The organism is Actinomycetota bacterium (assembly GCA_030682655.1).
Classification (GTDB): Bacteria; Actinomycetota; Coriobacteriia; order Anaerosomatales; family JAUXNU01; genus JAUXNU01.
This window is the reverse complement of the sequence record JAUXNU010000110.1, coordinates 1-1,989: the sequence shown is the minus strand read 5'-3', so window position 1 is coordinate 1,989 and position 1,989 is coordinate 1. Positions and strand designations below refer to the sequence as shown.

At 65.4% G+C, this 1,989-nt stretch carries 2 protein-coding genes; both read left to right on the top strand.

Translation table 11 applies throughout. The features are described from left to right. Window positions 1-169 precede the first annotated feature (169 nt). On the top strand, window positions 170-685 hold the full coding sequence (locus Q8K99_06360) for a DUF86 domain-containing protein (GenBank protein ID MDP2182174.1): 516 nt from the start codon (window positions 170-172) through the stop codon (window positions 683-685). A gap of 83 nt (window positions 686-768) precedes the next feature. Then, the coding region (gene istA / locus Q8K99_06355; GenBank protein ID MDP2182173.1) for an IS21 family transposase at window positions 769-1,989 on the top strand (1,221 nt) is incomplete at its 3' end.

Below are 1,989 nucleotides of genomic sequence, written 5' to 3'. Positions count from 1 at the left end.
ACTCAATGCGTTCCGAGGGCTGTTGGGCGCGAAGGTCGACCTGGCATGGGCGGCGCGATCAAGAATCGCTACATCGTCGCTGAGGTCGAACGCACGAAGCAGATTCTCTATGCAGCGTGAGGTGCGAGCGTAAGTCCTCGACATCGTCGAGGCCTGCGACGCGCTCGCGATCGCAGTCCACGGCGTAGACGTGGATGCGTACCGGACCAATCGCCTCATCCGGTCGGCGGTCGAGCGAGAGTTCATCACCATCGGCGAGGCCGTCGCGGCACTGCGCCGGCTCGCGCCCGATATGTTCGCGCGCATCACTCAGGCGCAGCAGATCGTGGACTTCCGTAACCAGCTGACGCACGGATACATGACGGTGAACGACACGATTGTGTGGGGAGTCGCGGTCCGTGACATCCCGACGCCGCTGTCCAACCTGGATGCTACGATAGGTGCCAGGAGACACCGGATGGCGCAGCTGACAACCGACATTGGAGCCACCATCGCCCAGGATCCGTGCGTATTCCGCTCCAAATCGATCACCGAAAACGCTCCATGCCGATCACCCAGAACGCCGCATGCCGATCAGGCTGTACGGTCGATGCCGATCACCGAAAACGCTCTCATGCCGATCAGTTTTCGGCACCCGGGCGGAATCGGTGATCGGCATGGGCGTTTTCCCGCAGGGGTGACATAAGCGACGCTCTCAAGACGTGCCACAGTGGGCCTTCTTGCAACTGAAGAAGGGGGCCCGGGCCGATGGCGCAAAGGAGAGTGTCTGTGAGAAAGACCAAAGAGATCCTCCGGCTCAAGTTCGAGGGAGGTCTCGGCAACCACAAGATCGGCCGGGCCCTCTCGGTTTCGGCCTCCACCGTCTGGGACACCGTGGCCCGCTTCCAGGCGACGGGGCTCACCTGGCCGCTCCCACCGGAGATAGGTGAGGGGGAGCTCGAGGCCCGCCTCTATCGCCGGGCGGGGGATCCCAAGGCCAACCCCGCCTGGGTGCCGGACTGGGCGCGGGTGCAGAAGGAGCTTCGCCGCAAGCACGTGACCCTCCGCCTGCTCTGGGAGGAATACAAGGTCCTGCACCCGGACGGCTTCCAATACCGCTGGTTCTGCGAGCGCTTCCGGGAGTGGCGCAAAGGCATCGACCTCGTCATGCGCCAGGAGCACGCACTCGGGGAGAAGCTGTTCATCGACTGGGCCGGGGACACCATCCCGGTCGTCGACCCTCTGACCGGGGAGATCCGCCCCTGCTACCTCTTCCTTGGGGTCTTGGGCGCTTCCAACTACACCTACGCCGAGCCCACCCTCTCTCAAGAGCTTACCCCCTTCCTCGCCGCGCATGTGCGCATGTTCGAGTTCCTCGGCGGTTGTCCGGAGCTCTTGGTCCCCGACAACCTCAAGACGGGCGTCACCAGCCCCTCATACTACGAACCCGACCTCAACCCCGCCTATACGGCCCTGGCCGAGCACTACGGCTGCTGCGTCTTGCCCACCCGTCCCGGCCGGCCCCGGGATAAAGCCAAAGTGGAGGCCGGCGTCCTTTTCGCGGAGCGGCGCATCATGGCGCCTCTTCGGCGACGCCGGTTCTTCAGTCTCGACGAGGTGCGCACGGCGGTGGCCGGGGAACTCGCCAAGCTGAACGAGCGCTCCTTCCAGAAGATGCCCGGCAGCCGGCGGAGCGTCTTCCTCGCAGAAGAGCAGCCGGCGCTCCGTCCGCTGCCCTTGCGCCCCTATGAGCACCGCGACCGCAAGCAGGCCCGCGTCCACATCGACTACCACGTGGAGCTTCTCCGCCACTTCTACTCGGTCCCCAATCGCCTCGCCCGGGAAAGAGTGGAGATCCGTTACACCCTCTCGGTGGTCGAGGTCTTCCACCAGGGGGTCCGGGTGGCGTCACATGCGCGGGACGACACCCCGGGGCGGGCCACCACCTGCCTTGCGCACATGCCGCCTCGGCACCGCCACTTGGCCGAGTGGACCCCGGAGCGCTTTGCC